General features: G+C 67.9%; 26 protein-coding genes and 2 tRNA genes. 18 read left to right on the plus strand and 10 right to left on the minus strand.

The window, feature by feature from the left end; all coding sequences use genetic code 11:
- Positions 1-28 precede the first annotated feature (28 nt).
- From AC1HFH_RS20590 to AC1HFH_RS20620, 7 genes are all read left to right on the plus strand, one after another.
- Entirely contained in the window at positions 29-1,435 is a 1,407-nt protein-coding gene (locus tag AC1HFH_RS20590) for a TrkH family potassium uptake protein (protein ID WP_480244423.1), read from the plus strand.
- The gene (locus tag AC1HFH_RS20595; protein ID WP_480244424.1) at positions 1,425-2,099 is read left to right on the plus strand and encodes a potassium channel family protein; all 675 of its coding nucleotides are present in this window, start codon (positions 1,425-1,427) and stop codon (positions 2,097-2,099) included. Before AC1HFH_RS20590 ends, AC1HFH_RS20595 begins: the two co-directional genes overlap by 11 nt.
- Before the next feature lie 125 nt (positions 2,100-2,224).
- A complete protein-coding gene (locus AC1HFH_RS20600; protein ID WP_480244425.1) occupies positions 2,225-2,935 on the plus strand; it encodes a response regulator transcription factor in 711 nt (236 codons plus the stop codon).
- Positions 2,922-4,316, plus strand: coding sequence for an ATP-binding protein (locus AC1HFH_RS20605; protein WP_480244426.1), 1,395 nt, complete (start codon positions 2,922-2,924; stop codon positions 4,314-4,316). Before AC1HFH_RS20600 ends, AC1HFH_RS20605 begins: the two co-directional genes overlap by 14 nt.
- Before the next feature lie 248 nt (positions 4,317-4,564).
- Positions 4,565-5,410 (plus strand): ABC transporter permease, encoded by an 846-nt coding sequence (locus tag AC1HFH_RS20610; RefSeq protein ID WP_480244427.1) that lies wholly within the window; start codon positions 4,565-4,567, stop codon positions 5,408-5,410.
- Positions 5,403-6,236 (plus strand): ABC transporter permease, encoded by an 834-nt coding sequence (locus tag AC1HFH_RS20615; protein ID WP_480244428.1) that lies wholly within the window; start codon positions 5,403-5,405, stop codon positions 6,234-6,236. Before AC1HFH_RS20610 ends, AC1HFH_RS20615 begins: the two co-directional genes overlap by 8 nt.
- Entirely contained in the window at positions 6,237-7,229 is a 993-nt protein-coding gene (locus tag AC1HFH_RS20620) for an ABC transporter ATP-binding protein (protein ID WP_480244429.1), read from the plus strand.
- A 182-nt stretch (positions 7,230-7,411) separates the two neighbouring features.
- Here the strand turns inward: AC1HFH_RS20620 and AC1HFH_RS20625 are convergent, their stop codons facing one another.
- Positions 7,412-7,732 (minus strand): hypothetical protein, encoded by a 321-nt coding sequence (locus AC1HFH_RS20625; RefSeq protein WP_480244430.1) that lies wholly within the window; start codon positions 7,730-7,732, stop codon positions 7,412-7,414.
- A gap of 300 nt (positions 7,733-8,032) precedes the next feature.
- On the opposite strand from AC1HFH_RS20625, the gene AC1HFH_RS20630 reads away from it, so the two are divergent.
- Positions 8,033-8,581: a DUF4254 domain-containing protein gene (locus AC1HFH_RS20630; protein WP_480244431.1), complete on the plus strand. Its 549-nt coding sequence runs from the start codon at positions 8,033-8,035 to the stop codon at positions 8,579-8,581.
- Between the two features lie 12 nt (positions 8,582-8,593).
- On the opposite strand, the gene AC1HFH_RS20635 is transcribed toward AC1HFH_RS20630, so the two are convergent.
- Genes AC1HFH_RS20635 through AC1HFH_RS20645 form a run of 3 tightly spaced genes read right to left on the minus strand, consistent with a single transcriptional unit; the run spans position 8,594 to position 11,215 of the window.
- On the minus strand, positions 8,594-8,926 hold the full coding sequence (locus AC1HFH_RS20635; protein ID WP_480244432.1) for a hypothetical protein: 333 nt from the start codon (positions 8,924-8,926) through the stop codon (positions 8,594-8,596).
- Positions 8,926-10,074 carry a fatty acid desaturase family protein gene (locus AC1HFH_RS20640; RefSeq protein ID WP_480244433.1) on the minus strand — a complete coding sequence of 383 codons (1,149 nt, stop codon included), beginning with the start codon at positions 10,072-10,074 and terminating at the stop codon, positions 8,926-8,928. The genes AC1HFH_RS20635 and AC1HFH_RS20640 overlap by 1 nt, the downstream gene beginning before the upstream one ends.
- Before the next feature lie 49 nt (positions 10,075-10,123).
- A complete protein-coding gene (locus AC1HFH_RS20645) occupies positions 10,124-11,215 on the minus strand; it encodes a ferredoxin reductase (protein ID WP_480244434.1) in 1,092 nt (363 codons plus the stop codon).
- 179 nt (positions 11,216-11,394) lie between these two features.
- Here AC1HFH_RS20645 and AC1HFH_RS20650 point away from each other — a divergent pair, with 179 nt between their 5' ends.
- Positions 11,395-12,003, plus strand: a complete 609-nt coding sequence (locus AC1HFH_RS20650; protein ID WP_480244435.1) for a TetR family transcriptional regulator — start codon at positions 11,395-11,397, stop codon at positions 12,001-12,003.
- Between the two features lie 143 nt (positions 12,004-12,146).
- Here AC1HFH_RS20650 and AC1HFH_RS20655 read toward each other — a convergent pair whose 3' ends face one another.
- Entirely contained in the window at positions 12,147-13,469 is a 1,323-nt protein-coding gene (locus AC1HFH_RS20655; protein WP_480244436.1) for an MFS transporter, read from the minus strand.
- Between the two features lie 120 nt (positions 13,470-13,589).
- On the opposite strand from AC1HFH_RS20655, the gene AC1HFH_RS20660 reads away from it, so the two are divergent.
- The 4 genes from AC1HFH_RS20660 (at position 13,590) to cmrA (ending at position 17,640) form a co-directional block, all read left to right on the plus strand.
- Positions 13,590-14,180 carry a PadR family transcriptional regulator gene (locus AC1HFH_RS20660; protein WP_480244437.1) on the plus strand — a complete coding sequence of 197 codons (591 nt, stop codon included), beginning with the start codon at positions 13,590-13,592 and terminating at the stop codon, positions 14,178-14,180.
- Positions 14,177-16,207 carry a 2,4-dienoyl-CoA reductase FMN-binding domain-containing protein gene (locus AC1HFH_RS20665; RefSeq protein ID WP_480244438.1) on the plus strand — a complete coding sequence of 677 codons (2,031 nt, stop codon included), beginning with the start codon at positions 14,177-14,179 and terminating at the stop codon, positions 16,205-16,207. Before AC1HFH_RS20660 ends, AC1HFH_RS20665 begins: the two co-directional genes overlap by 4 nt.
- 140 nt (positions 16,208-16,347) lie before the next feature.
- Positions 16,348-16,761: a hypothetical protein gene (locus tag AC1HFH_RS20670; protein ID WP_480244439.1), complete on the plus strand. Its 414-nt coding sequence runs from the start codon at positions 16,348-16,350 to the stop codon at positions 16,759-16,761.
- A 75-nt stretch (positions 16,762-16,836) separates the two neighbouring features.
- Positions 16,837-17,640, plus strand: a complete 804-nt coding sequence (gene cmrA, locus AC1HFH_RS20675) for a mycolate reductase (protein WP_480244440.1) — start codon at positions 16,837-16,839, stop codon at positions 17,638-17,640.
- 82 nt (positions 17,641-17,722) lie between these two features.
- On the opposite strand, the gene AC1HFH_RS20680 is transcribed toward cmrA, so the two are convergent.
- Positions 17,723-19,420, minus strand: coding sequence for a helicase HerA-like domain-containing protein (locus AC1HFH_RS20680; RefSeq protein WP_480244441.1), 1,698 nt, complete (start codon positions 19,418-19,420; stop codon positions 17,723-17,725).
- A gap of 248 nt (positions 19,421-19,668) precedes the next feature.
- Between AC1HFH_RS20680 and orn the strand changes: the two genes are divergently transcribed.
- Complete coding sequence (gene orn / locus AC1HFH_RS20685; RefSeq protein WP_480247923.1) at positions 19,669-20,271, plus strand: oligoribonuclease; 603 nt, start codon at positions 19,669-19,671, stop codon at positions 20,269-20,271.
- 48 nt (positions 20,272-20,319) lie between these two features.
- Positions 20,320-20,392, plus strand: a tRNA-His gene (locus AC1HFH_RS20690).
- 93 nt (positions 20,393-20,485) lie between these two features.
- On the opposite strand, the gene AC1HFH_RS20695 is transcribed toward AC1HFH_RS20690, so the two are convergent.
- The gene (locus AC1HFH_RS20695; protein ID WP_480247924.1) at positions 20,486-21,649 is read right to left on the minus strand and encodes a lipase family protein; all 1,164 of its coding nucleotides are present in this window, start codon (positions 21,647-21,649) and stop codon (positions 20,486-20,488) included.
- A gap of 324 nt (positions 21,650-21,973) precedes the next feature.
- On the opposite strand from AC1HFH_RS20695, the gene AC1HFH_RS20700 reads away from it, so the two are divergent.
- Positions 21,974-22,426, plus strand: a complete 453-nt coding sequence (locus tag AC1HFH_RS20700; RefSeq protein ID WP_480244442.1) for an SRPBCC family protein — start codon at positions 21,974-21,976, stop codon at positions 22,424-22,426.
- A gap of 168 nt (positions 22,427-22,594) precedes the next feature.
- Positions 22,595-22,981 carry a hypothetical protein gene (locus AC1HFH_RS20705; RefSeq protein ID WP_480244443.1) on the plus strand — a complete coding sequence of 129 codons (387 nt, stop codon included), beginning with the start codon at positions 22,595-22,597 and terminating at the stop codon, positions 22,979-22,981.
- A 71-nt stretch (positions 22,982-23,052) separates the two neighbouring features.
- Here AC1HFH_RS20705 and AC1HFH_RS20710 read toward each other — a convergent pair whose 3' ends face one another.
- Complete coding sequence (locus AC1HFH_RS20710; protein ID WP_480244444.1) at positions 23,053-24,264, minus strand: L,D-transpeptidase; 1,212 nt, start codon at positions 24,262-24,264, stop codon at positions 23,053-23,055.
- 313 nt (positions 24,265-24,577) lie between these two features.
- On the opposite strand from AC1HFH_RS20710, the gene AC1HFH_RS20715 reads away from it, so the two are divergent.
- A tRNA-Lys gene (locus tag AC1HFH_RS20715) sits at positions 24,578-24,650 on the plus strand.
- A 98-nt stretch (positions 24,651-24,748) separates the two neighbouring features.
- On the opposite strand, the gene AC1HFH_RS20720 is transcribed toward AC1HFH_RS20715, so the two are convergent.
- Positions 24,749-26,044 carry a tyrosine-type recombinase/integrase gene (locus AC1HFH_RS20720; protein ID WP_480244445.1) on the minus strand — a complete coding sequence of 432 codons (1,296 nt, stop codon included), beginning with the start codon at positions 26,042-26,044 and terminating at the stop codon, positions 24,749-24,751.
- Between the two features lie 27 nt (positions 26,045-26,071).
- Complete coding sequence (locus AC1HFH_RS20725) at positions 26,072-26,344, minus strand: helix-turn-helix transcriptional regulator (protein ID WP_480244446.1); 273 nt, start codon at positions 26,342-26,344, stop codon at positions 26,072-26,074.
- Between the last annotated feature and the right edge of the window lie 34 nt (positions 26,345-26,378).

Consider the following 26,378-nt stretch of genomic DNA (forward strand, 5'->3'; position numbering starts at 1 on the left):
ACATGATTCGTTCGGGTATCGGCGTCGAATGAGCACCGAAGAGCATCGAGGAGCGACCGGGCGGCCGTGGGCGCAGCTGCTTTCGAAGCTGCTGCCCAGTCCCCGGCATCCGGCGCGGGCGACCGTGTTCGGTTTCGCCGGGGTGGCAGTCGTCGGCGCGCTCCTGTTGATGTTGCCGATCTCCGCCGAGGACGGAAGTGCCACCAGACCCGTTCTCGCGCTGTTCACCGCAGTCTCGGCACTGTGCGTCACCGGTCTGGTGGTGGTCGACACCAGCGAGCACTGGTCGATATTCGGCGAGGTCGTGATTCTCGGCCTGATCCAGGTCGGTGGCCTCGGCATCATGACGCTCGCCTCGATGCTCGGCCTGCTCGTGGCCCGCCGAATGGGGCTGCGCATGCAGCTGATCGCACAGACCGAGACCAAGGCGCTCAAACTCGGCGAGGTCCGGCGCGTCGTCGGCAACATCATCCGGATCAGCCTCATCGTCGAAGCGGTTGTCGCGACAGTTCTGGCCCTCCGGTTCGCCACCGGATACGGCTACGGCTGGGAGAGCATCTACCTCGGGATCTTCCACTCGATCTCGGCCTACAACAACGCGGGGTTCGCGTTGTGGAGCGACAGCCTGACCCGGTTCGCCACCGATCCGCTCATCGTCGGCCCGGTGGTGATTGCCTTCGTGATCGGTGGACTCGGGTTTCCGGTCGTGTACGAGGTGGCCAAGTCGGTCAAACGGCAATGGAGCCGCGGATCCCGGCGGCACTGGTCATTGCATACCCGGATCACGCTCATCGCGTACAGCAGCTTGTGCGTGTTCGGTGTCGTTGCGGTGACGGCGCTCGAATGGACCAATCCGGCGACCCTCGGCCCGCTCGGCGTGTTCGACAAGTTGCTCGTCGGCGGTTTCCAGGGGCTGACTCCACGCACCGCGGGGTTCAACACCGCCGACGTCGGTGCCATGCATTCGTCCACCCTGCTGGTCACCGAGGTGTTGATGTTCATCGGCGGCGGCAGCGCCGGCACCGCCGGCGGGATCAAGGTGACCACCTTCGCGCTGCTGGCGTTCATCATGATCGCCGAGGTCCGGGGCGAACCCACCGTCCACGTCGGCGGCCGCCGGCTGGCGCCACCAGTCCAGCGTCAGGCGCTGACAGTCGCGCTCGCGGGCGTCGGTGCGGTGGTGGCCGCCACCATCACCCTGGCGACGATCACCCGGCAATCACTGGACACCACCCTGTTCGAGGTGGTCTCGGCCTTCGGCACGGTGGGGCTGTCCACCGGAATCACCGCCGACGTCCCGGATTCGGCCCATCTGGTGCTCATCGTGTTGATGTTCCTGGGTCGGCTGGGACCGATTACGCTGGCGAGCGCACTCGCCCTGCGCAGCCGCGGCAGACGATACGAACTACCTGAGGAGCGCCCGATTGTTGGGTAGAACGCCACGTAAGCACGGCACCCGGGTCGTGGTGATCGGGTTGGGCCGGTTCGGCAGCGCACTGGCCCGCGAACTGGTCACGCACGGTTCCGAGGTGCTGGCCATCGATTCCAATCCCATCCTGGTCCAGCAGTACTCCGACGAGCTGACCCATACCGCGGTGGCCGATACCACCGATATGGACGCACTCGAACAACTCGGCGTGCCCGGCTTCCCGCATGCGGTGGTCGGCATCGGCAGCAATATGGAGGCGAGCGTGCTCACCACATCGTTGCTGGCCGACTTCGAGATCCCCCGGATCTGGGCCAAGGCCACCAGCCGCCGGCACGGCCTGATCCTGGAGCGGGTCGGCGCCCACCATGTGGTGCTGCCCGAACACGATATGGGTGAGCGGGTCGCCCACCTGGTGGCCGGCCGGATGATCGACTACATCGAGTTCGATTCCGACTACGCCATGGCCAAGACCATCGCACCGACGTCGGCGGTCGGCAAGACGCTCACCTCCAGCGGGCTGCGGCAGCATTTCGACATCACCGTGGTGGCGATCAAGCATCAGGGCGGCGAATTCACCTACACCACGCCCGACACCATGGTCGCGCCGGGCGACGAGCTGATCGTTTCCGGCCGGATCGAGGAAGTGGAGCGATTCGCCGAGCTCACCTGAGATGTGACCGGCCCGACCCCGGCACGGGGTGGGCGTTTCACGGGGATGCCCAGGGGTAACCTGGACAGGTTCGCGGGAGCACCCGCCGGACCACCGCAGCACCGACATCCCAGGGAAGAGCAGCCTTGAGTACCCGACTGATGATCGTCGAAGACGACCACCGCGTCCGGACCTCACTGCGCCTGGCGATGGAGGACGAGGGCTACGAGGTCACCGAGGCCGACGCCGCCGAGACCGCACTGGCCCTGCTGCGCGACGAGGGCGTTCCCGACTTCATGATCGTGGATCTGATGCTCGGCGGGATGGACGGCTTCGCCTGCATCCGGGAGATCCGGCGCGACCACGATGTGCCGATCATCGTGGTCAGCGCCCGGGACGACACCCACGATGTGGTCGCCGCGCTGGAGGCCGGTGCCGACGATTTCGTCACCAAGCCGTTCGAGGTGAAGGAGATCACCGCGCGGATGCGGGCGGTGCGCCGCCGCGCCGGACAGGCCTCCGATCGGGACACTCCGCAGGACATCGTCCTGGACGGCGATCCGCGCCGGAACGTGGTGCTCTCTCCGGAGCGTGGCACCGTCCGCGCCGACGGCGAGGACCTGCATCTGACCGTCACCGAATTCCGGTTGCTGTGCGAACTGGCCGAGACCCCGGGCCGGGTGCTGAGCCGGGCCGCCCTGCTGGAACGCATCTGGGATCAGGGTTTCTTCGGTGACGAGCGGATCGTGGACGTGCACGTGCGCCGGTTGCGCACCAAGATCGAGCGCGACCCTTCCGATCCGCAGCTGATCGTGACCGTCCGAGGCCTCGGTTATCGACTCGATGTCCAGCCCTGACCGGCCGACCCGGCCGATCTGGTCCCGGTGGCGCAACGTCCGCGGCCGGGTGGTCCTCGCCTTCGCGCTCAGCGCCAGCCTGGTCGCTCTGGTCCTGTCGGCCGCGGTCTACCTGGTCGGCCGGGACTACATGGAGTCGCAGCGCACCACCGCCGCCGAACGGCTGGCCAGTGCGCATGCCGACGTGCTGCGTCCGGATCTGCGCACCTCCGATGCCGATGTCGAGGCGGTGCTCGCCACCCTGACGCTGCCCGAAGGCACCCGGGTCGCGTTGCGCTTCCGCGGCACCTGGTACGGCACCGACCCCGGGGTCGCGGCGGCCCTGAACCGGACTCCCCTACCGGCGGATCCGCCCGCACCGACCGCCCAGGTCGCCCTCGACGACACCCGCTACCTGCGGGCCGGTATCACGGTCGACAACGCCGGCACGGTGCTCTACGAGTTCGCGCCGATCACCGATCTGGAATCGAGCCTGCGGATGCTGCGCACCCTGCTGATCGCCGGGGCACTGATCGCCGCCGCACTGGGTGCCGGGATCGGGGTGTGGGCGAGCCGGCACGCGCTGGCACCATTGCGGCAGGTGGCCGGAACCGCCGCACGCATCGCGGCCGGCGAGAACAATCTGCGCATGCCACAGACCCGCGATCGGGATCTCGCCATCACCGCCGGTGCCTTCAACGCCATGGTCGATACGCTGCAACATCGCATCCAGCGCGAGCGCCGCCTGGTCTCCGATATCGGGCACGAATTGCGCACCCCGCTGACCACGCTGACCACCAGCGTCACCGTGCTCACCCGGCACGCCGACGAGTTGTCCACCCGGCCGCGGACCGCGCTCGGCCTGGTCACCGAGGAACTGGATCATCTGCGCCGGATGCTCGACGATCTGCTGGCACTCGCCCGCGCCGAGGCCGGAATACACCGCAGCGACCCGGAGCCGCTGTCGCTGCGGGAACTGCTGGAACACACCCTGGCCGGTCGGCACTACCCGGCCGACCTGCTCACCGTCTGCGACGATGTGGTGGTCGAGGGCCGCAAACTGGAACTGGAACGGTCGGTCGCGAACCTGCTCGACAATGCGCATCGGCACGGTGGCGGCGTGGTGGAACTACGGCTGGACCGGGTCGGTGACCAGGCGGTGGTGATCGTCGACGACGCCGGCCCGGGTGTGCCGGCCACCGACCGGGAACGGATCTTCGAACGGTTCGCCACCGTGGACACCGGCCGGACCACCTCCGGCACCGGCGTCGGGCTGGCGCTGGTTTCGGAGACGGTGGCGGCGCACGGCGGCCGGGTGCAGTGCCTGGACCGGCCGGGCGGCGGCGCTCGGTTCGTCATCCGACTACCGGCCGCACCCGACGACGCCCTGGACGACGAATAGCGCAAGCGCGGGCCCGGTTCGGGCTACGCTGAATGCATGTGGATCATCCTGGTGATCGCAGTGATCAGCACCGTGATCATCGCCGCCGGATTTGCGACCGGGTTCCCCGAACGCTGATCCGCGCGGGCGCCGGCCCCGCTCGTGACCGGGACATGAAGTCCGGTCACTGGCGGTTTTCGGCTGCGGAGCGGCGGCCTCTCCCTTAGAGTTGGATGACTGTGCGGGGCAGATGGGCGGGGGAAGGCAGGGTGACCGCCGCGCTGTACTCGTGGCAGCTCAGCAGCACTCGATGGCAGGTCGTGCTGGTCTACTGGCAGCTGTTGCGCGCCGGGTTCCGCCGGCAGGCGCAGTACAAGCTGGCGATGCTCGCCGGGCTGGTCAACCATACGGTCTTCGGCTTCGTGCGGGCGGCTGTCCTGGTGGCCGCGGTGCGGGAAGCCGGCGATTTCGGCGGTTACGACGAGGGCAGCATCGGCGCGTATGTCTGGCTCTCCCAGGCGATGCTGGGCCTGACGCAGATGATCGGTCCCCCGATCGAACTGGTCGAGCGGATCAAGAACGGCGATGTCGCCATCGACTTCCTCCGCCCCGTCGACATCCAATTCGGTTATCTGTGTGCCGATCTCGGCCGGGCCGCCTGCACCTTCCTACCGCGCGGGGTGCCCAGCCTGGCGGTCGGCGCCGCGACGTTCGGCCTGGCCCTGCCTGGTGATCCGTTGGCCTACCTGCTGGGCACCTTGAGTGTGGTTCTCGCCGTGGCCTTGTCGTTCCTGTGCCTGTTCGCGGTGGCACTGGCCGGGTTCTGGGTGGTGGAGACCCGCGGCCTGCGCCTGCTCTACCAGATCGCCGGAACCTTCCTCGCCGGGCTCTTCGTACCCGTGCACATGTTTCCGGCCTGGTTGCGCTCCGTCGCCCACAGCACCCCGTTTCCGTCGATGTTGCAGGCGCCGATCGATATCCTCTCGGGCCGGGTCGAGGGCCTGGCAGCGGTACAGACGGCCGCCACCCAGCTGGCCTGGCTGCTGGTGACGGCCGTCCTCGGCCGGATGCTGCTGGCGGCCGGACGACGGCGGTTGGAGGTGCAGGGTGGCTGAATCGGTCCGTGTCCCGGCGCATGCCGGTGCCTGGTACACCCCTTACGCCGCGGTCCTGCGGTCCCGGATCCGCGCCCAGCAGACCTACCGGCTGTCGTTCGCCACCGAGGTGTTCAGTGCCTTCCTGATCGGGTTCGTGGAATTCGCCGAGGTGTGGGTGATCTTCCACAATGTGCGGGTGCTGGGTGGACTGGACCTGGATGCCGCTCTGCTGCTGTTCGGCCTCAGCAACACCTCGTTCGCCCTCGCCCAGGTGCTGGCCGGCCATCTGGACGCCCTGCCCGAGCTGATCCGGCTCGGCACCCTCGACGCGTATCACCTGCGGCCGCAGCCGCTGTTGCTGCAGCTGATCACCAGCGACATCTCGCTGCGCCGGCTGGCCCGCGCCGCCGTGGCACTGGTCGTCCTGGGTATCGGACTGTGGCGCAACGATATCGACTGGACCCCGGGCAGTGTCGGATTGCTGCTGCTCACGATCCTCAGCGGAATCGCGGTGTTCTGCGGGTTGTTCGTCTGCGCGGCCGGCGCCCAGTTCTTCCTCGTCGACGGCGCGGAGCTGACGAACAGCTTCACCTACGGTGGCTCGTTCGCCGCCATGCAACCCGCATCGGTGTTCCCGACACCACTGAAACTGCTGTTCGGGCTGGCCATTCCGGTGGCGTTCACCGCGTACCTGCCGACCATCGAGCTGCTGGGACTGCCCGGGCCGGATCTGCTGCCCGCGGCACTGGCGTGGTGGAGTCCGGTGGCCGCGGCCTGGGTCTGGGCGCTCGCCCTGGGGATTTGGCAACTGGGAACCAGGCACTATCAGGGAGGCGGCGGATAATTGGACGAGACGCTGTTACCGGACCCGATCGTCGAGGTCGAGGACCTCACCAGAACGTTCACCGTCTACCGCCGCACCGGTTCCCGGTGGCGCCGTCACCGGGAACACGTGACCGCGGTCCACCGGATGAGTTTCCGGATCGACCGCGGCGCCGCGGTCGGTTACATCGGCGCGAACGGGGCCGGCAAGTCGACCACCATCAAGATGCTGACCGGCATCCTGGTGCCCACCGCGGGCCGAATCCGCACCTGCGGAATGGAACCCGCACGGCAGCGGCGCGAACTGGCCCGCCGGGTCGGGGTGGTGTTCGGCCAGCGTTCCCAGTTGTGGTGGGACCTGCCGCTGCGCGAATCGTTCGCGATTCTGGCGGCGATCCATCGGCTGGATCGCGAGCGGGCGGCAAAACGCACCCATGAACTGGTCGAACAGCTGGAGATGGCCGACACCCTGGACACCCCGGTGCGCCAGCTCTCGCTGGGTGAGCGGATGCGCGCCGAGGTCGCCGCGGCGTTGCTGCACTCGCCGGAACTGGTGATCCTGGACGAGCCGACCATCGGCCTCGATGTGCTCTCCAAACAACGCCTCCGCGAATTCCTGCGCACCGAACGGATCGAGCGCGGCACGACGCTGCTGCTGACCACCCACGACATGGGCGATGTGGAACGGCTCTGCGACCGGGTGCTGGTGGTGGACCACGGACGGCTGGCCTACGACGGCTCACTGACCGGGCTGGCCGCCACCGTCGGAGCCCGCCGGGTGCTGGTGGTCGACCTGACCGGTCCGGCACCGGAGCTGACCGGGCTGCCGCCCGGCGCCGAGTTGCTCACCTGTGAGGCCGGCGGGATGCGGCAGCGGGTGGCCTTCGATGCCGAGCGGATCACCGCCGCCGCGCTCCTGGCCGCCGTCTCCGACCGCGCCGAGGTGCGCGACCTGTCGATCGAAGAACCCGGCATCGAAGACGTCGTCCGGCGGCTCTACCGCTCCAGCCGGTGACTCGGCTACTGCCTCCGGCCCGCCGGGATCGGACGGTGTCGAATGGACCGACCCCCGAGGGCCTACGTGGCCACGCTCCGCTACCGCCTCCGGCCCACCGGGATCGGACGGTGACGAACGGACCGACCCCCGAGGGCCTACGTGGCCACGCTCCGCTACCGCCTCCGGCCCGCCGGGATCGGTCAGTCGGCCGGGTGGTTCTGGGCCGCGTACAGGCTGACCTCACCGTCTTCGGAGAGGAACGCGTTGACCAGCAGCGTGCCCCGCTCGGCGAGGTCGGCCGGACCGGGCGCCGCGGTGGTGATCGATATCTGCGGGATGACGGCCCAATTCACCACGTAGCGCTCCGGTGCCGCATCGTCTTCGGAGAAGCGGGCCAGCCGGAAAACCGACACCGTCTTGCGCATGATGAGGTCGCGCACCACCTCGGCAACCCGCTCCGGAGCTTCCAGTGCGAACAGGAATCCGAAGGTCAGCTCGGGAGACGAGACGTATGCGGCCATGAATATCGAGCGTAGAGCATTCCCGGCGTCCCTGCAGCAACCACCGGCCGGTCGCCGAATATCGCATCCGGGTCACCACCGGATGACATGCGGTGACGATTCGTTCACCCACGACGCGACCGGACCGTGATGCTGGATAACGATTTCCGGCCGCACCGGCAAATCGCCGCCACTGCTATTGCGCCCGGCCACCCGGCCACGGTTTCCTGAGAATGCCGGGAAAACCGCGCGATCTTCATTTTCCACCCGCACTGTCGCGGATGCCGACGGCCGATCATGCTATCCACAGGGGCGTACACGATGACCATCGACTTCGGACAGGCCGCCGATTCGCCGACAGTGGCCGAAGCCGAATTCCCGCCGCCGAACGCGCTGCTGCGCGCCTTCTCCGCGCCCGGCGTACCCGGGCGTGGCGCCCATCGGGTCCTGGTGGCCGCCGGCGGGCTGGCGGTCTGCCACACCAGGCGGCGCTCTGCGGTCGAGGCGGCGCATCGGCCGGATGCCTCCGCCGGCCATATCGCCGCCTGCGCCCAGCTGATCGACGATATCGATGGACGTCGCACCGAGCTGATGGCGGCGATCGACGGCTGGGTCGCCACGCATGTACCGCACCGCGGCGGCGCCACCCTGCACACCGAAACGCTCGGCGCGGTCATCGACCGAATGGCGGCGAAATGGGTACTGGCCCAGGACACCATCGCCGCCCGGGGCGCCACCGACAGCACGGCACCACCGCAGTGGACCGCCGAGGTCCATCTGCAGTGGTGCCGGTTGGCCGAATTGACCGACGGTTACCGCGATCTCGTCACCGATGTGGTGGAGCACCGCCGCCGGTTGCCGGTCTGGTGAGTCGAACCGCCGTCAGCGCTGCTCGGCCGGATCGGTCGGCTCGGGCTGCCGTTCGGATTCGGTGACCCGGTTTTCCGTGGAGACCGCCTCCGCCGGCCCGCCGGGCCGCTCCGGCTCCACGAGCGGGCCGCCGGGCTCGCCGCCCCACTCCTGCTGGGCGCTGTCGCGCCGCGCCGCCGCGGCGGCCTCGTTCATCTCGATCGCGTCGGTGATGAACTCACCGATCTCCCGAGTGACCTCCTGGACGGTGCCGGTGATGATGTTGGCGATATTGCCGACATGCCGGGCGCCCGAGGAAGTCAATTCCTGGACCAGGTCCTTGTTGCTCTCGAACTTGCCGATCATCACACGCCCACTTCGGTAGCCTTCCGGTTCCGCATCACGATAACACCGGGTTTCGGTGCCCTCTTCGTGAAGCGATCCGGCACCGAGAGCAGGAAGATCTTGGCCCACACCGAGGCGATCTGCTTGGTGAACCCGCCGGTGTTGTAGGGCAGGCCGTACTTCTCGCACAGCGCCTGCACCTCCGGCGCCATCTCCGGGTACCGGCAGGCCGGCAGGTCCGGGAACAGGTGGTGCTCGATCTGGTGCGACAGGTTGCCCGACATGATGTGGAACAGCTTGCCGCCCTTGATGTTGGCCGAGCCCAGCATCTGCCGGACATACCATTCGCCGCGGGTCTCCTCGGCCGTCTCCTCCTCGGTGAACGTCTGCACACCGGACGGGAAGTGCCCGCAGAAGATGATCGAGAAGGTCCACAGGTTGCGCACCAGGTTGGCGGCGGCGTTGCCGGCCAGGGTGTGCAGGAACAGTGGACCGGTCAGCGCCGGGAACACCACGTAGTCCTTGAGCACCTGCCGGCCCGATTTCCGGGCCTGCCCCTTCAACAGCGGTTTGATGTCCCGCCACTTCCGCTTGCCCTTGACGATGTTGTCCGCTTCCAGGTCGTGCAGCATCACGCCCCATTCGAACAGCACCATGAGCAGGAACGCGTAGACCGGGTTACCCAGGTAGTACGGATTCCACTTCTGGCCCTCGTCCATCCGCAGGATGCCGTAACCGATGTCCCGGTCCATGTCCAGGATGTTGGTGTAGGTGTGGTGCATGTAGTTGTGCGAATGCTTCCACTGGTCGGCCGGGCACACCGTGTCCCAGTCGAACACCTGGGAGTTCAGGCCCTTCTCCCGCATCCAGTCGTACTGGCCGTGCATGACGTTGTGGCCGATCTCCATGTTGTCCAGGATCTTGGACACACCGAGTGCGGCCACGCCCGCCAGCCAGAACGGCGGCAGGAAGCCGAGGTACATCAGCCCGCGGCCGGCGATCTCGAAGCCCCGCTGGGCCTTGATGACCTTGTAGATGTATTCGCGGTCCTTCTCGCCGAGATCGGCGACGATCCGGTCGCGCAGCTCGTCGAGCGCCCGGCCGAGCTCCTCGACCTGGTCCGGGCTCAGGACGACCGGCCCGTCTTTGCCTTCGGTCAGGATGGTCATGGTGTTCTCCCCTTGATCGTTGGTGGTCGGCGCTGGTCGTATCGCTGGCTCAGATCTCGATGTCGACGTCGCCGACCGGCGCGTTGACACAGATCTGGATGGACTGGTCGGGATCGGCGTCGAGTTCCCCGGTCCGCACATTGCGGGTGCATCCGCTGCGCTTGACGGCGGTGCAGGAGAAGCAGATCCCCATCCGGCAGCCGTACTCCGGCGTCAGCCCCGCGGCCTCGGCCTGGTCCAGCAGGGTGGCGCCGGTGTTGTCGGCGGTGACCGCGCTGCCGGAGAAGGTGACCGTGCCGGTGGCGTCGGCCGGATCCGCCGGGATCGTGGTGAGCGTGAACTCTTCGCTGTGCACCCGATCGCCGAGCCCTTCGGCATCGAACAACTCGCGCACCGTGCGCATCAGCGGACCCGGACCGCAGACATAGGTCTGGGCGTCGGCGTACCAGGGCGCTACCCGCAGGAGTTCCTCGCGGTCGAAGAACCCGGAACCCGGTGACGGCTGCCCGTCGACCACCGTGCCCGGCTCCACCGGGTAGCGGAACTCGACACGGATGTTCGGGCGCAGCTCGCCGAGGGCGATCAGTTCGGCCCGGTGCGGCACCAGTTCCGGCTGCCGGGCGTAGTGCAGGAAGGTCACCTCGCCGCGGAACTGCTCGGCAACCAGCGTGCGCAGCATCGACAGCACCGGAGTGATCCCGCTGCCGCCACTGATCAGCAGCACCTTGTCCGGCCGCTGCGCCGGTAGGTGGAACACCCCCGCCGCCGGCTCGAGATCGACGACCATGCCGGGTGCGGCGTGATCGTGCAGATAGTTCGACACCAGGCCACCGGGGTGCGCCTTGACGGTGAGCTGCAGATACCGGTCGTCGCTGCGTTCGGCGTCGATCGGCGAATAGCACCGGGTGTGGCGGACCCCGCCGATCACCACACCGATCTGCACGTACTGGCCCGCGGTGTGGCCCCGCCACTGCCGGGTCGCCCGCAGGGTGAGGGTGACCGAACCAGGTACCGCATGCGAGACGTGGGTGATCTCGGCCCGCATGTCCCGGGCGGTCAGTGTCGGACTGACCAGCTCCAGGTAGCGGTCCAGCGGGTGCGGCGTCGTCAACGTCTGCACCAGGTCGATGAGTCCCACCATGCGGTCTGCCCCTCTGCGAGTGATTCTGTCGGCGCGCATCCCGAGTTCCGATTTCAGTGCACGCCTGTACACTCATTCAGTGTGCCGGATGCACCACCGCCCATGTCAACCGGCATCGTTGTGACTCGGACTACATATCCAGGGAAGCGGTAATGGTGAACGGATGTATGCTCACCGTGATGAGCGAGCAGGCAGCAACCCGAAACGAGCGCAAGGAGCGCACCCGGCAGGCACTGCTGGACGGCACCCTGGCGCTCGCCGCCGACCGCGGTTTCGCCGCCCTCAGCCTGCGTGAGATCGCCCGCTCGGCCGGCATCGTGCCGACCGCGTTCTACCGCCACTTCGCCTCGCTGGACGACCTCGGCGCCACCCTCGTCGACGAGGGGGTCACCGCCCTGCGCCTGGCCCTGCGCGAAGTCCGGCGCAAGCCCGACGCGCAGGTGGCCGAGACGGTGCAGTTCGTCTTCGATCAAGTGCGTGCCAAACGGGCCCTGTTCGGCTTCCTGATCCGCGAACGCCACGGCGGCTCCGCACCGCTGCGGCAGGCCATCGCCATGGAGATGCAGCTGATCGTGCGCGAGATCGTCGCGGACCTGTCCCGGCTACCGGCGCTGGACTCCTGGAGTCCGACCGAGCTGGAAATCGCCGCCGACCTGCTCGTCACCACCGTCACCGACGGTATCTCCGCCTTCGTCGACGCCGCGCCACGCGAGGAGTCGGCCGTCGTCACCCGCACCGTGATGCAGATGCGCCTGATCGCCCTGGGCATCGGCGCCTGGCGGCACTGACACCAGGTACGACAGCACGCCACCGACCGGGCCTACCGGCTCCGATGCCCGACGCGGTCCCGCATCGGGGCGACACAGACAGCGCGGCAGTGGTCCGGCTCTCCGGTCGCCGAAGAAGCCGCGCCGGAACAGGTGTACACCGATCAGACCGGACGCGGTGCACGCACCGGCAGCAACACCAGCAGACCGGCCCCCAGGACCACCAGCAGACCACCGATCCCGGCCCGGTCCGCCCCGAACAACCAGACGAACAGGCCGAACAGGCCGGGTGCCAGGAAGGACACCGCGCGCCCGGTGGTGGTGTAGAGACCGAAGAACTGCCCCTCCCGGCCCGGCGGTGCGAGCCGCACCAGGAAGGACCGGGCCGAGGCCTGCGCCGGGCCGACGAACACCGTCAGAGCCAGGCCGAAGATCCAGAACATCAGCGAGCCGGAGACGACCAGCAGCACCAGGCCGCAGGCGATCATCCCGAGCAGCGAGGCCACGATCACCGGTTTCGGCCCGACCCGGTCGTCGATCCGGCCGGCGAGCACCGCCCCCAGCGCGGCCACCACATTGGCCGCGATACCGAACAGCAGTACGTCGGCATCGGAGAACCCGTACACCGCGACGGCGAGCACCGCCCCGAAGGTGAACACACCGGCCAGACCGTCCCGGAAGACGGCACTGGCCAGCAGATACCAGACTGCATGCCGGTCGGCGTCCCACAGCTGCCGCACGTCGCGCCACAGGACTCGGTAGGAGTCCACGAAACCGGCGCGTTCGGCACCGGGATCGGCGCCGGTACGCGGCAATTCGGGCACGGCGAGGAAGACCGGCAACGCGAATCCGGCGAACCACACCGCGGCCAGCACCACGACCAGCCGGATGTTGAGCCCGTCGTCGGTCGGCACCCCCAGCAGGCCGCGGGTATCGCCGTCACCGGCGATGAACCCGAAGTAGCAGATCAGCAGCAGCACGATGCCGCCGAAGTACCCCATCGCCCAGCCGAATCCGGACACCCGGCCGACCGTCGCCGGCGTGGACACCTGCCGCAGCATCGCGTTGTACGGCACATTGGCCAGTTCGAAGATGGTGGCGGCGAAGGCCAGCAACACCAGTCCGCGCCACAGCTCCCGATGATCGTCGTGGACGAAGAACATCAAGGCCATCGCCACGACCGTGAGCCCGGTCAGGATCGCCAGCCAGCGTTTGCGGGTGCCGGCGGCGTCGAACCGCTGTCCGGCGACCGGCGCGGTGAGCGCCACGATCAGCCCGGCCAGCCCGAGGGCCCAGCCCAGCCAGGCGCTGGCGGAGATGCCGCCGGGCAAGTCGTCGCCGACGGTATCGGTCAGGTACACCGAGAATACGAAGGTCAGAACCACGGCATTGAAGGCGGCCGAACCCCAGTCCCACAGCCCCCAGGACACCACCTGTGTGCGCCGCGTCGCGGTGCCGACTGCCGCGGGCGCGTTCACCTCGGTCATGCACGGCAGCGTAATGGGCCGCCGGGGTTTCGGCTCGCCATCGACACCACCTACGCCATAAGCACCCAGGTGCATATGCACCTAGTTGCACAGCATGGCGGTGCGGACTATTCTGCGACCATGGCACTCGAGCACGCACTGCTGGTCTCGCTGAGCGAACGCGCGGGCTCGGGCTACGAACTGGCCCGGCGCTTCGACCGGTCCATCGGCTATTTCTGGAATGCCACCCATCAGCAGATCTACCGGGTGCTCAAACGGATGACCGAGTCCGGCTGGGTCACCAGCGAAGCGGTCGCCCAGGACGGACGACCGGACAAGAAGGTGTACTCGGTGAGCCCGGCCGGCCATGCCGAACTGGCCCGCTGGATCGCAGCACCCACGGCGCTCGAAACCGCCCGCAACGAACTGGGCGTGAAGATCCGCGGCGCCGCCCACGGCGATATCGAAGCCCTGTGCACCGAGGTCGCGCGACACCGCGATCTACATGCCGAACGCCTCGACGTCTACCGGCTCATCGAGAAGAAGGACTTTCCGGTTCCGGATCAGCTCACCGGGACCGCCCTGCACCAGTACCTCGTCCTGCGCGCGGGCATCCGCACGGAGACGGGGCACGTCGAATGGTGCGACGAAGTGCTGCAGGCCCTGGACAACCGGGGCTGCAGCACTTCGCCCGTAGTACAGCCCGCTACCCCGGAAGGGTCCAGCCCATGACTGCCTACCCCCGCCTGTTCGAACCCCTCGATCTCGGCCACACCACCCTGCGCAACCGGGTGGTGATGGGCTCCATGCACACCGGGCTCGAGGACCGGCCGTGGGACACCCGCAAACTCGCCGCCTACTTCGCCGAACGGGCCCGGGGCGGCACCGGTCTCATCATCACCGGCGGCTACGCCCCCAACCGCACCGGCTGGCTGGCCCCGTTCGGCGGCAAACTCACCACCAAGAGCGAGGCCTACCGGCACCGGATCATCACCAAGGCAGTACACGAGGCGGGCGGCAAGATCGCCATTCAGATCCTGCACGCCGGCCGCTACTCGTACATGCCCACCAGCGTGTCCGCCTCGGCGATCAAGGCGCCGATCAACCCGTTCAAACCGCGGGCACTGTCGGCGAAGGGCATCGAACGCACCATCGACGACTACGCCCGGTGTGCGGAGCTGGCGAAGTTCGCCGGCTACGACGGCTGCGAGATCATGGGCGGTGAAGGCTATTTCATCAACCAGTTCCTCGCTCCCCGGGTGAACAAGCGCACCGACAAATGGGGCGGCAGCCCGGAGAACCGGCGCCGGATCGCCGTCGAGATCGCCCGCCGGATCCGCGCCGCCGTCGGTGCCGACTTCATCATCGTGTTCCGGCTGTCGATGGCCGAACTGGTGGAGAAGGGCCAGAGCTTCGACGAGATCGTCGCCCTCGCCCACGAACTCGAAGCCGTCGGGGTCGACATTCTCAACACCGATATCGGCTGGCACGAAGCGCGGGTGCCGACCATCGTGACCTCGGTGCCGCGGGCGGCGTTCGTGGAGTTCACCGCCAAGATCGCGCAGCGGGTGAACATCCCGGTCTGTGCCTCGAACCGGATCAACATGCCCGAGGTGGCCGAGGAGATCCTGACCCGCGGCGATGCCGCACTGGTCTCACTGGCCCGGCCGATGCTCGCCGATGCGGAGTGGGCGAACAAGGCCGCCGAGGACCGCGCCGACGAGATCAACACCTGTATCGCCTGCAACCAAGCCTGCCTGGATCACGCCTTCGTCAACAAGAAGGTGTCCTGTCTGGTCAACCCGCGCGCCGGACGTGAGACCACCCTGCAATTGCTGCCGACCCGCCGCACCAAGCGCATCGCCGTCGTCGGCGCCGGTCCGGCCGGTCTGTCCGCCGCAGTGAACCTCGCCGACCGCGGCCACCGGGTCGACCTGTTCGAGGCCGACTCGACCATCGGCGGCCAGTTCGATATCGCCCGCCGGATCCCCGGCAAAGAGGAATTCGACGAATCGATCCGGTACTTCCGCCGCAAGATCGAGCTCACCGGCGTGAACCTCACCCTGAACAAGCGAGTCGACGCCGAGGAACTGCTCGCCGGTGGCTACGACTCGGTGGTGGTCGCCACCGGTGTCCGCCCGCGGATCCCGAACATCCCCGGCATCGACCATCCGATGGTGCTCTCCTATGCCGAACTGGTGAAGGAGGAGAAGCCGGTCGGCAAGCGAGTGGCGGTGATCGGCGCCGGAGGCATCGGCTTCGACGTCAGCGAATACCTCACCGTCGAAGGCCACCCCACCCTCAAGCTCGACGAGTGGAAGCAGGAGTGGGGCGTCGATTCCGAGGACGAGCAGGTCCCCGGCCAGCTCACCACCCCACGCCCGGCTCCGGCCGCGCGCGATGTCGTGCTGCTGCAGCGCAAGACCACCTCGTTCGGCAAGGGGCTGGGCAAGACCAGCGGCTGGGTGCACCGCGCCGCACTGAAGGCCAAGGGCGTCGAGAAGGTCGGCGGCGTCAACTACGAACGCATCGACGATGCGGGCCTGCACATCAGCTTCGGCGAGAAGCGGGAGAACCCGCGCACCATCGAGGTCGACAACGTCGTGATCTGCGCCGGTCAGGAATCGGTGCGCGACCTCGTCGAGCCGCTGCGCCGTGCCGGTGTCGACGTGCACCTGATCGGTGGCGCCGAACTGGCGGCCGAACTGGATGCCAAGCGCGCCATCGACCAGGGCACCCGGCTGGCCGCCGAGCTGTAGGAGTGCGGCCGGGGCCGGCAACACGCCGGCCCCGCCACTCGATCGGCCAAAGCGCTGCGCCCAGCCACGACCCCCGTCTACTATCGAGTGTAGTAGCCATGGGTTACCGGTCGAGAAGCCCATGGCGGGAAGGCATCGCCATGGACCGAACCATCGCCGCCCCCGACACCACACTCCGGGTCACCACCGCGGTCTTCGCCGTCGCGCTGCTGGTGCACGGTGCCGACCATCTCCGCCGCGGCATGGAGGTCATCTCGACACTCGTGATGACATTGGGGGCCCTCCAGACCGCGGCGGCCGTCGTCACCATCGTGCTGGTGTTCACCCGGCATCGCTGGGCATCGCTCGCTGCCACCGTCGTCGGCTTCGCGAGTGCGGCCGGTTTCACCGTCGTCCATCTGCTGCCGGACTGGTTCGGCCCGCTCAGCGACAGCTTCATCGACGCCCCGGCCTCGGCCCGGGTCAACGGCTTCTCCTGGTTCGCGGCAGTTTTCGAAATCGCCGCCGGGCTGGCCATGGGCGTGGCGGGACTGCTCGCCCGCTCCGATCGGTGACCGAGGCGCCCATACCGAGGTGGCGTCGGCGGTCGCCCTCGCTCGGTGGCGGTGGGCTGTTCTAGGCTCGACGGCGTGAGCCTGCCCTCCCCCACTTCCGACAATCGCGCCGTCGTCACCGGCGCCTCCTCCGGTATCGGCACCGCCCTGGCCGCCGAACTCGCCGCTCGCGGCTATTCGCTGATCCTGGTGGCCCGGCGTGGTGAGGTCCTCACCGAGCTGGCCCAGCGGCTGACCCTCGCACACGGCATCACCGCCGAGGTGCGGGCCGTGGACCTCGCCGACCGGGAACAACGCCAGGCGCTGGTGGACGAACTGTCGATGCGCGATATCGCCATCCTCTGCAACAACGCCGGCGTGGCCACTTTCGGGGCCGTCGCCGACCTCGACTTCGATTACGAACGCACCCAGCTCGAGCTCAACACCGTCGCGGTGCACGACCTCACCCTGGCCGTCCTGCCGGGCATGCTGAAGCGCGGCGCCGGCGGCATCCTGATCAGCGGCTCCGCGGCCGGCAACATGCCCATTCCGAACAACGCCACCTACGCGGCGTCCAAGGCGTTCGCCAACACCTTCAGCGAATCGCTGCGCGGCGAGCTCAAGGGCTCCGGCGTCAGCGTCACCCTGCTGGCCCCGGGTCCGGTCCGCACCGAGACCCCCGCCCCCGAGGACGCCTCGATCGTCGACAAGCTGGTTCCCGACTTCATGTGGGTGTCATCGGAACAGACCGCCCGGGTGTCGGTCGACGCGCTCGCCCGCAACAAGATGCGGGTGGTGCCCGGCCTGATCAGCAAGGGCATGAGCGTCGCCGGCCAGTACGGGCCGCGCGCGATGACCTCGCCGATCGCCGGGGCCTTCTACAAGAAACTCGGCGGCTGACACTGCGCTGATCGCACACAATCGGCTCCGCATCGGCACATCTGAGGCCGGTTGTGTGCGAACAGCGCAACCGAACCGCTCGCTAGCGACGCCGCCGGGTCCCGAACAGGCTGCGGCTGATCTCCCGCCCCGCCGCCGAGGCCGCGGACCGGAGAAAGTTCCGCACGGCGGGGTTGTTCATGATCCGCTCCGCCGCCGAGTCCTGCTCCGGCTCCGGACCGCGGCCCGGCTCGGCCGGGGCCGGCTCCGGTGCGGTGGCGGCCATCTGGGCGGCCAGCATCTCGTAGGCGGATTCCCGGTCCACGGTCTGCCCGTACTTGCCCTGCAGCGGACTCGACAGGGTACGTGAGCGGATCGCATCGTTGCCGATCGTGTCCATCAGGGATCGCGGCGGCACGATCCGGGTCCAGGCGACCGGGGTGGGTGCCCCCTTCTCGGACAGCACGGTCACGATCGCTTCACCGGTCCCGAGCGTGGTCAACGCCTCCGCCAGGTCGTAGTCCTCCGTCTTCGGGTAGGTGCGGACGGTCTTGGCCAGTGCCTGCTGGTCGTCCGGGGTGAAGGCGCGCAGCGCATGCTGCACCCGGGCACCGAGCTGGGACAGCACCGCATTGGGAACATCGGTGGGCAGTTGGGTGCAGAAGAACACCCCGACCCCCTTGGAGCGAATCAACTTGACGGTCTGTTCCACCTGCTCCAGGAACGCCTTCGAAGCGTCCGCGAAGAGCAGGTGGGCCTCGTCGAAGATGAACACGAGCTCCGGCTTGTCGGGGTCGCCCAGTTCCGGCAGTGTCTGGAACAGCTCGGCGAGCACCCACATCAGGAAGGTGGAGAACAATGCCGGGCGCGTCGCCTGACTGCCCAGTTCGAACAGGGTGATCACACCCCGTTCCCCGCTGGTGCGCAGCAGGTCGGCCGGGTCGAACTCCGGTTCACCGAAGAAGGTGTCGCCCCCGTCGGCCTCCAGGTTCACCAAGGCGCGCAGGATCACCCCGGCGGTGGCCGAGGACACGCCGCCGATCCCTTTCAGGTCGTCCTTGCCCTCGGGGCTGGTGAGGTGCGTGATGACGGCCCGCAGGTCCTTCAGATCCAGCAGTGCCAGCCCGTGCTGATCGGCCCAGTGGAAGATCAGGCCGAGGGTGGATTCCTGGGTGGCGTTGAGTCCGAGCACCTTGCTGAGCAGGATCGGCCCGAAGGAGGTGATGGTGGCCCGCACCGGCAACCCGATTCCGTCGGTGCCGAGCGAGACGAACTCCACCGGGAAGCCCTCCGGTGACCAGTCGTCGACACCGGTCTGCGCCGCACGGGTCGCCAACGCTTCGCCGCCCGCACTCGGTTCGCTCAACCCGGACAGATCACCCTTGATATCGGCGACCACCACCGGAACGCCGGCCGCGGACAGCTGCTCGGTCAGCGCCTGCACCGTCTTGGTCTTCCCGGTTCCGGTGGCGCCGGCGATCAGGCCGTGCCGGTTCGTCATGCGCAGCGGGATCCGCACGGACGCTGCAGGATCCACCTCACCATCGATCACCACCGTGCCGAGTTCCAGCCCCGGCCCGGATACGGCATACCCGGCAGCGATGCGCTGTGCCGCCGAATCCTCACCCTCGGATTCGAGGGCCTCGGCCGCCATACCGACCTCCTCGGTCTCCGCCGCCGCGGTCGCGAGCTGCGCCTCGCGTTCGGCGGCCTCCGCAGCCGCCGCGGCGTCGGCAGCGACCCGAGCCGCTTCCTCCGCCGCCTTCCTCGCGGCGGCCGCCTTCTCCTGAGGTGTGGTCATTCGCGCGTCCTCCGTGTCGATCGTGTCGCACCGAAAAGCCTGCGGAATCCTTCCGGCAAACGATATCCCCGCCGGGTGCCGGCCGCATGAGCGCCGCCCCGACCGTATCGAGGGCCTGCCCCGAGGGTGCCTCGACGGCCGGGCGGCTGCCACCCCGGAACTCCTCGGAAGCCGAATCGCCGACGGTGGCCGGTGCCGGTCCCGCCGCAGGCTAGGGTGGCCGGGTGAGCGAGAAACTGCTGGTGTGGATGGATTGTGAGATGACCGGGCTGCGCCTGGACACCGACAAGCTGATCGAGGTGGCCGCGCTCGTCACCGACAGCGAACTCAATGTTCTCGGTGACGGTGTGGACATCGTGATCCACGCCGAGGACGAGGCGCTGGCGGCGATGCCACCGGTGGTCGCCGAAATGCATGCGAAGTCGGGACTCACCGAGGAGGTCCGGCGGTCCACCGTCACCGTCGCCGAGGCCGAACAGCAGGTGCTCGACTACATCCGCGAGTACGCGCCCAACGAGCGGACCGTGCCGCTGTGCGGCAATTCCATCGCCACCGACCGTGGCTTCATCGCCCGCGATATGCCTGCCCTCGATGCCCATCTGCACTACCGCATGGTCGATGTGAGCTCGATCAAGGAGCTGTGCCGCCGCTGGTACCCGCGAATCTACTTCGGACAGCCGGAGAAGGGCCTGTCGCATCGCGCCCTGGCCGACATCAAGGAATCCATCCGGGAGCTCGAGTACTACCGCCGGACGGCCTTCGTCCCGCAGCCCGGTCCGTCCGGCACCGATATCGCCGCAGCCGCCGAGGCCGTGTCCGAACATGCCTCCGACCTGCCGATTAGGGAGTAGCGCCCTCGACACGCTAGTATCGACGGCGCCGGTGATTCACCGGCGATGGTGACCGTAGTTCAGTTGGTAGAGCACCAGGTTGTGATCCTGGCTGTCGCGGGTTCGAGTCCCGTCGGTCACCCCGAAGAGCCGCTGGCCGGGTTCCTGTTCACAGGGCCCGGCCAGCGGCGTCTCCGAGCCGAGGCACACTCGACGAATTCGGAACCGCGCTGCCTCAGCGCCGGGTCGGCTCGGCGGTGATCCGGTTCAGGAAGTCATCGACCGCGGCCCACATCTGCGGATTCAGCTGCGTGTGCGTCCCGGTGCCGAGCACGGTGGCGAAGTCGACACCGTTCGCCACGAACTGCGCGATCAGCGCCGCATGCAGAGGCGAGGGCACCGTGGTGTCGGTGACGTTGACCAGCAGAAGTATCGGCGCGTCGTAGCCGGTGACCGGGAGTTCGAGGTACTCGGTGTAGCCGGCGCGGATCCGGTCGTCCGACAGCGGCTTCGCCAGAATGTCGCCGATACTGAGCTCGTCTACCTGCTCGTGGATGAAGTCGGAGCACCGATCACCGATCCGGTCGAGCACGGTACGTCCGGCAGGTGTCAGGTAGCTGTCGACGTCGAGAGCGGGGCGCGCCGCACGCAGCCCGGCCAGAATGCTGACGAAGAAGGTCATCGCACCGCCCTCGGTCACCGATTCCGGGATGGCCGGCCCGGCCAGCGGCATCACCTTCTCCACGTCCGAGGCCGGATCCACGGCGATAGTGCCCCGGAAGTCGAGTTCGGGCGCATAACTCGCCTGCAGATGTCCGGCCCCCAATGCCGCATGCCCGCCCTGCGAGGCGCCGAAGGCCGCCCAGGTCCGGGACAGGTCCGGCTGCACCGCCCGCGCCGCCCGGACGAGATCGATGGTCGCGGTGGCCTCGGTCCGCAGCTCGAGATACGGATGCGGCCCGGTATCGAACGTGCCGAGACCGAGATAGTCGGGCGCGACCACGGCGAAACCGCGCTCCACCACTCGCCGGAGCCGTTCGTCGTCGATCGCGAGGTCGTCGGGGTACGGGTATCCGGACGGATCGGCCTGCCCGCCGCAGCGCGGGCCGAGCCCGCTGGTGCCGTGATCCCACGCGACGATCGGCCAGCCACCGGGCGGTGGCGTGCCCTCCGGCAGAAACAGGGCCCCGCTGGCGGGCTGCGGCGAACCGTCCGATCCGGTCATCCAATACTCGACGACCGACCCGCGCGCCATCCCGTGCCACCCCGCCGGCTGCCCGGCCACCGAGATCACCTCCCCCGGCGCCGCCGCGGCCGCAGAGCCGGTGCCCGCCACCACCGCACCGGACGCAGTCGCCACCACGGCCACAACCCGCACCAGAGTGCTCAGCACGCCCACCACACACCTCACAATTCGCACCGGCCCACGAAATCCCGCGTGAGTGTATGAGTGCTGCCGCCCCGCCGGGTTCCGACACGCTCTCGTCGGTACGCCGAAACATGTCGGCGGCCGGTGCCGGCTTCGCGTCCGGACGGAGCCGGCGTCTATCCGTCCGGGTTCTGGGCACATGACCCCGGAGCGGTGTCGCCGCGGCTATTTCACGTCGGCCGTCCCCTTCTTCGAACACGCTGCGGGCCGCAGTTCGGCGGCGGTGCCGCCCATGGTGTGCGGTCGCGGCGATGATCCTCGATGTCGACGGTGGGCGTGAGTAGGGTCGAATTCATGTCAGCGACACCTGATCCCGGACTGGATCCGGCCGCAGTCGAGATCGGCAGCTACTTCGGCCGACCGCCGGAAGTGGTGTGGCGGGCTCTGACCGAGCCGGACCTACTGGAGCGGTGGCTGATGCGGTCGGTGGGGTTCGAGCCGTCGGTCGGAACGCATTTCATCCTCACGGTGCCGACGGAGCCGACCGCGGAGATCGCCTGCGAGGTCCTGGCCGCGCGGCCCGGCGAGCAGCTCACCTTCACCTGGGTGGACCTGCGTGCCGACCGACCGGCCCGCTGGGTGGTCGACTGGACGGTGCGCAGCCAGGGCCACGGCACCCGGCTGCTGCTGACCCAGACCGGTTTCGATATCGACGACCGCCGGCAGAAGATGGCCCGCAATGCCATGGAACGCGGCTGGAAGAGCACGATGACCCGGTTGCGCACGGTGCTGGAGAACGAGCTGTAGGTCCGCCGGGGTGGCCCGACATGCATCCGCGTGACCGATCCCACACCCGACGCTCGCCACCCGAAACTGAACGTGCGTCCGATATCGCGGACGAACCGCCATTTCGCTCCGTAGACTGCGACCACCAACACATCCGCGCCACAGTTGGACTGACCGAAAGACGACTTGATGAAGCGTTCCACCGTCGCGGTGGCCGTCCTCGCCGCCGCCCTCAGCACCTCAGCCGTGCCGGGGGTCGCCGCCGCAACCACCCGCGGACTTCCGCTCGAATACGCTGAGCCCGCGGCGAACGACCCGACCTCCGACACCGCATCCACCTCCGGCTCCGTCAGCTCGGGCAGTTCCGATGCCCAGCTCGGTTTCACCGGAGGCTCGGAATCGACCGGTTCGGCCTCCACCGGCTCCGGCCCCAGCCTGTTCGAACTGATCACCGGCGAACGGCTGATCTGCGGAGCACTCGGCAGCGCGGTGGCACTCGCCGGCGAGGCGATGATGGACTGCAGCAGCGTGCCGCCGCCGATCGGCAGCACCCCACCCATCACCAGCGGCCAGTAGGCCACCGACGAACAGGGCCGGGGTCACCTCTCGTGAGGTGACCCCGGCCCTGCCGTCTCGATCAGCCGCAGCTACGCGATGTCGGCGTTTCCGGCCTTCCACTGCTCCCACGGCATGTTCCAGTCGCCCAGCCCGTCCACCGGCGACAACGTGCCACCGACCGTGTTCTTCACGATGGCGATATCACCGCGCTTGGCGTTCTGGAAGACCCATTGCGCATCGGCCGGACTCAAGTTCAGGCAGCCGTGACTGGTGTTCGTGTACCCCTGCGCCCCCAGCGACCACGGTGCCGAGTGGAAGAAGATGCCGCTGTAGGACATCCGGGTCGCGAACTCGACATCGGTGCGGTAGCCGTCGGCCGAATCGACCGGAACCCCGTAGGTCGAGGAATCCATCACGATCTCGCGATGCTTGTCCGCGATGATGTAGATCCCGTTGTCGGTCGGCGTGTCGTTCTTACCCATCGAGGTCGGCATCGTCCGGACGACCTCACCGTTCTTCTCCACCGTCACCTGCTTGGTGTTGTCGTCTGCAGTGAAGATCACCGCATCACCGATGGTGAAGAAGGAGTGGATGTCGTCCTGCCCGTAGAGGCCGCTGCCGAGATCCTTGCCGTAGACGTTCACATCGACGGTCACCTTCGTACCCGGCGCCCAGAAATGCTCCGGACGCCACCGCACCTCACGGTTGTTCACCCAGTAGAAGGCACCCTCCACCGCGGGCTCGGTGGTGATCGTGATCGCCTCCTGCGCGGCCCGCCGGTCCGGGATGTTCTCGTCGAACTGGATCGCCACCGGCTGGCCCACGCCGACCACCTCGCCCTCGCCGGGGATGAGATACGGCTTGGTCTGGTTGTCCGGCGAACTCGTGGTGAAGCTCAGGTTCGTGGTGTTCGAACCACCGAGCCCGAGCGCCCGGGCGGACAGCCGATAGGTCTTTCCGTACCCCAAGGCTTCCGTGGTCTCCCAGGACCCACCGTCCTCGGCGAGCCGGCCCTGCACCTGATAGCCCTGATCATTGACCAAGCTCACATCGGTGAGGGTGCCGTCCTCGACCCCGAAGGTCATCGGCATGGCCGGCGATACCCCCACATCGCCGTCGGAAATATCCGAAACCAGCTTCGGCTTGATGAGCTCGGTGATCGGATTGCGGTCGATCGCCACCGACGAGTCCGTCGCGTCCGCCGACGTGCACGCCGAGACCACCATGCCCAGCACCGCGATCAGCGCCAACGGCGCGATGAGCGTGCGCAGCGACCGATGTCGCCTCCGATCCGTTCTCATACTCAACCCCGTTTCCGTCCCGGCGCAGACCGCGCCGCCGATCCTCGAATCAGACCGCACCGCGGGCCTGCCGAGGTCGTCTTCCCCGGCCATTCTGCCAGCCATGTGGTAGTGGTCCAATCGATCTTGGCCGCGACACGGTGCGCGTCGCACTGGATAGATCAACGCCGGACCTCGCCGCGTTAACACCGACACGCCGGTTCATAGCCGCAGGTCAGCGTTCGATTTCACTTTCCGGCCCTCGGCCTGTTAATGTTTCTTCCGCACCGGAGAGCGGCCCCGAGCGATCGAGACCGACGCTCCGGAGTGACGAGCGCCATTAGCTCAATTGGCAGAGCAGCTGACTCTTAATCAGCGGGTTCGGGGTTCGAGTCCCTGATGGCGCACAAAAATCCCAGGTCAGGTCGCTAACGCGGCTTGGCCTGGTCCCGTTTCCAGGGTCGTGACCAAGAATACGCCAAGAATTCCGGGCCCACCGTCGACGTCAAGCGGTCCGACCCAGCCCCTCCTCCAGGACCGCCGACGAGTCCGGCGCCCGCTCCGCCGATGCGATGTAGTGACGCTCCGTAACCCCTTCCCGGGAGTGGCCCAGCTGCTTCGCCGCGGTCTTCGCATCCGCCCCTTCGGCGATGAGCGTGGCGACTGTCTTCCGGAACGTGTACTGGGTCACATCCTTGTATTCGGTGCCGCGCGCGTCGCGCCAGGTGCGGTTGAAGTTGTGCGGATCGCGCAGCACCCCGCCTCGACCAGGAAACACGAGCGCGGTCTTGTCCTCCACCTCCACCACTTCACCCCCCACCTCACGCAATGCCTTGACGTCACACATCCGCCCGTGTGTCGGGTCGTCCCGCAATCTGTTCAGCATGTCGACAGCGAACCCCGGCAACGCGACCGTTCGGTGCCCGGCGTCGGTCTTCGTCCACTCCTGCCGGAACAGCCCCTTGCCTTTCAGCCTCACGACGGTGGCGGCCACTGTGAACGTCGCGGGCCGCGATTCGAGATCGAACTGTTCCCAGGACGCCGCCAGCGCTTCTCCCGGACGCACACCCGAGCCCAGGATCAGGTCGGCGACGTCCACGATGAGCGGGTCCCGGCGCGGTCCGTGCGTGTACGCGGGGGTGCCCGGTATCTCGTCTCCCGCTAGCCACTCCCGTAGTTGCGCACGCAGGCCTGCCAGGCGTTCTCGTTCGATGATCTGGGGCCTGGCTTTCCGTCGACGTAGGCGTGCGGTATCACGCACCGGGTTCTCCGTCAGCGCGCCGTAACGAACTGCCAGACCCATGACTCCTGTGAGGATCACTTTGTGAAGGCGGGCCTTCGACTTCAAGCCCGACGCCGCGACGGCTTGGATGTGCTCGTCGAGTCGGCCGGCGTCCGCTTCCCAGATGCGCAGATTGCCCAGCGCGGGGCGAAGCTTGACGACCTCCCTCTTGGCACGCTTGTCCGTGCTGACGTCTATCTCACCCCGGTACCGGTCGTAGGACTGTTGATCGACGCCCTCGTCCCGTTCGACTTCAGCGAGCCACAGATCCATCAGAACCGAGAGGCGAGTGTCTCGGGTGACCTTGCCGCGCGCACGACCCTTGTACTGCTTCTGGAGTGCCGATAGCTTCTTGCGCAGTTCCACCTTCGCCTGGTTCTCCGTCTGCCGATGCGCGTCGACGACTTTGTTCTTGCCGTCGTATCCGCGGAACGTCGCCCACGCACGCCACGTCCCATCGGGTTTCTTCTTGGTGCCGATGTCGCCGTAGCTGCCGAGCTCTGTGGCTGGTCGTGGCACAGGTCTTCTCCATTTCGTCGGTGGGTGTCAGGCAGCCTCAGGCTGGTCATCGGTGTGCACCATGCACGCTTGGAGGTAGGCGTCGAGATCCCCGAGTCGATACATGCACGAGTTGCCTGAGGGCTTCGAGTAGCGCGGGCCGCGTCCGAACGCAGCCCAGTTCGCCAGCGTTCGCGGGTGCACGCCGAGGTACTCGGCAGCCTCTTCGCGCGTGAGCCAGCGTTTGTGTCCTGCCCGATGCGTGCCGCCGAATCGGGGCAGCGGCGTGACCACCTCTGCACCGGGAGTTTCCGGATTCATGACTACCTCTCTTCCTTCGTGCGCGATACCGCAC

The organism is Nocardia sp. KT25-26, from assembly GCF_056627695.1.